Here is a 3,497-nt window from a genome sequence, read left to right on the forward strand (position 1 = left end):
ACATGGGGCTATAGCTCAGCTGGGAGAGCGCCTGCTTTGCACGCAGGAGGTCTGCGGTTCGATCCCGCATAGCTCCACCATAACTCTTCGGTCTAAGGATTAAGAGTTTTAAAACATAGCTCAATTAGTGAAAATTGTTTACTAAATGACTTATCTTTTAAAGCTTTTTTGCTTTAAACGCTCTTTAACAATTTGGATTTAGATTCATTGATTTAGATTGACTTGTATTTTTCATACAAGCGCCAATTCGGCGAAATCTATCGTTACTGTACTAATCAGTTACTATGATTCCAGACGCCTTCGGGTTATATGGTCAAGTGACTAAGCGTGCACGGTGGATGCCTTGGCAGTCAGAGGCGATGAAGGACGTTGTAACCTGCGATAAGGTTCGGGGAGCTGGTAAACAAGCTTTGATCCGGACATTTCCGAATGGGGAAACCCACCTATTTATAGGTATCTTTTACGTGAATACATAGCGTATTAGAGGCGAACCCGGGGAACTGAAACATCTAAGTACCCGGAGGAAAAGAAATCAACCGAGATTCCCTAAGTAGCGGCGAGCGAACGGGGATTAGCCCTTAAGCAATAATGTAGTTAGAAGAACGCTCTGGAAAGTGCGGCCATAGTGGGTGATAGCCCCGTATTCAAAAACTTATTTATTGTGAAATCGAGTAGGACGGGACACGTGATATCCTGTCTGAACATGGGGGGACCATCCTCCAAGGCTAAATACTCCTGACTGACCGATAGTGAACCAGTACCGTGAGGGAAAGGCGAAAAGAACCCCTGTGAGGGGAGTGAAATAGATCCTGAAACCGTGTACGTACAAGCAGTGGGAGCCGTTTTAGGACGGTGACTGCGTACCTTTTGTATAATGGGTCAGCGACTTACTTTTAGTGGCAAGGTTAAGCAATTGCGGAGCCGTAGGGAAACCGAGTCTTAATAGGGCGTCCAGTCGCTAGGAGTAGACCCGAAACCGAGTGATCTATCCATGGGCAGGTTGAAGATGCAGTAACATGCATTGGAGGACCGAACCGACTGTCGTTGAAAAGCCAGCGGATGACTTGTGGATAGGAGTGAAAGGCTAATCAAACTCGGAGATAGCTGGTTCTCCTCGAAAACTATTTAGGTAGTGCCTCGTGTCTAACCATGGGGGGTAGAGCACTGTTTCGGCTAGGGGGTCATCCCGACTTACCAACCCGATGCAAACTCCGAATACCCATGAGTTCAATCACGGGAGACACACGGCGGGTGCTAACGTCCGTCGTGGAAAGGGAAACAACCCAGACCGTCAGCTAAGGTCCCAAAGTTTATGCTAAGTGGGAAACGATGTGGGAAGGCTTAGACAGCTAGGAGGTTGGCTTAGAAGCAGCCACCCTTTAAAGAAAGCGTAATAGCTCACTAGTCGAGTCGGCCCGCGCGGAAGATATAACGGGGCTAAGCATAACACCGAAGCTACGGATGCACTTTGTGCATGGTAGAGGAGCGTTCTGTAAGTGGTTGAAGCGAAAGCCGTAAGGCATCGTGGACATATCAGAAGTGCGAATGCTGACATGAGTAACGATAAGGGAGGTGAAAACCCTCCCCGCCGGAAGACCAAGGGTTCCTGTCCAACGCTATTCGAGGCAGGGTGAGTCGGCCCCTAAGGAGAGGCTGAAGAGCGTATCCGATGGGAAACTGGTTAATATTCCAGTACTGCTCATAACTGCGATGGGGTGACGGAGAAGGCTAGACTAGCGCGGCGTTGGTTGTCCGCGTTTAAGGTAGTAGGCTAAGAACTTAGGTAAATCCGGGTTCTTATTAGGCTGAGAACCGATGACGAGTTCCTATATGGAATGAAGTAGTTGATGCCATGCTTCCAGGAAAAACCTCTAAGCTTCAGGTTATGACTAACCGTACCCCAAACCGACACAGGTGGTCAGGTAGAGAATACTAAGGCGTATGAGAAAACTCGGGTGAAGGAACTAGGCAAAATGGCACCGTAACTTCGGGAGAAGGTGCGCCGGTTTTGGTGATGGGACTTGCTCCCTAAGCTGAGGCCGGTCGAAGATACCAGGTGGCTGCGACTGTTTATTAAAAACATAGCACTCTGCAAACTCGAAAGAGGACGTATAGGGTGTGACGCCTGCCCGGTGCCGGAAGGTTAATTGATGGGGTTAGCACTTGTGCGAAGCTCTTGATCGAAGCCCCGGTAAACGGCGGCCGTAACTATAACGGTCCTAAGGTAGCGAAATTCCTTGTCGGGTAAGTTCCGACCTGCACGAATGGCGTAACGATGGCCACACTGTCTCCACCCGAGACTCAGTGAAATTGAATTAGCGGTTAAGATGCCGTTTACCCGCGGCTAGACGGAAAGACCCCGTGAACCTTTACTACAGCTTCACAGTGGACTTTGATATTACTTGTGTAGGATAGCTGGGAGGCTTTGAAACTTTGTCGCTAGATAGAGTGGAGCCAATCTTGAAATACCAGCCTGGTAATATTGAGGTTCTAACCTAGGTCCCTAAGCGGGATCAGGGACATTGTGTGGTGGGTAGTTTGACTGGGGCGGTCTCCTCCCAAAGAGTAACGGAGGAGCACGAAGGTACCCTCAGCATGGTCGGAAATCATGCAATGAGCGCAAGAGTAGAAGGGTGCTTGACTGCGAGATAGACACATCGAGCAGGTACGAAAGTAGGTTCTAGTGATCCGGTGGTTCTGTATGGAAGGGCCATCGCTCAACGGATAAAAGGTACTCCGGGGATAACAGGCTGATACCGCCCAAGAGTTCACATCGACGGCGGTGTTTGGCACCTCGATGTCGGCTCATCACATCCTGGGGCTGAAGCCGGTCCCAAGGGTATGGCTGTTCGCCATTTAAAGTGGTACGCGAGCTGGGTTTAGAACGTCGTGAGACAGTTCGGTCCCTATCTGCCGTGGGCGTTTGAGATTTGAGAAGAGTTGCTCCTAGTACGAGAGGACCGGAGTGAACGAACCTCTGGTGTACCGGTTGTGATGCCAATTGCATTGCCGGGTAGCTACGTTCGGACGGGATAACCGCTGAAAGCATCTAAGCGGGAAGCCTCCTTCAAGATGAGATCTCACTGGGAACTTGATTCCCCTAAAGGGCCGTTGAAGACTACGACGTTGATAGGTTGGGTGTGGAAGCGCTGTGAGGCGTTGAGCTAACCAATACTAATTGCCCGTGAGGCTTGACCATATAACGCCCAAGGCGTTTGGCAAGTGATTGATTAGATATAGAATAAACACGATAGAGAGTAACGAATTAGCGTGTGTAGAAAAAACAAGGTTGAGACTGGCAACAGACTCCCTTCTAAATCAAAATGAATTTGAATCTTAATTGTGACAGTTTTGCTTGGCGACCATAGAGTTGTGGAACCACCTGAATCCATCCCGAACTCAGACGTGAAACGCAATATCGCCGATGGTAGTGTGGGGTTTCCCCATGTGAGAGTAGGTCATCGCCAAGCATTTATTTAGAGAAACCCCGGTTACTA

The 3,497-nt window shown here is 49.2% G+C and carries 1 tRNA gene and 2 rRNA genes; all 3 read left to right on the forward strand.

Annotation, left to right across the window (positions count from 1 at the left end):
• Positions 1–4 precede the first annotated feature (4 nt).
• The 3 genes from Q4492_RS15575 (at position 5) to rrf (ending at position 3,470) form a co-directional block, all read left to right on the forward strand.
• Positions 5–80, forward strand: a tRNA-Ala gene (locus tag Q4492_RS15575).
• Positions 81–311: 231 nt separating this feature from the next.
• Positions 312–3,199: ribosomal RNA gene (locus tag Q4492_RS15580) — 23S ribosomal RNA — on the forward strand.
• A gap of 155 nt (positions 3,200–3,354) precedes the next feature.
• Positions 3,355–3,470 (forward strand): 5S ribosomal RNA (gene rrf / locus Q4492_RS15585).
• Positions 3,471–3,497 lie beyond the last annotated feature (27 nt).

This window comes from Neptuniibacter sp. 1_MG-2023, assembly GCF_030547185.1.
Classification (GTDB): domain Bacteria; phylum Pseudomonadota; class Gammaproteobacteria; order Pseudomonadales; family Balneatricaceae; genus Neptuniibacter.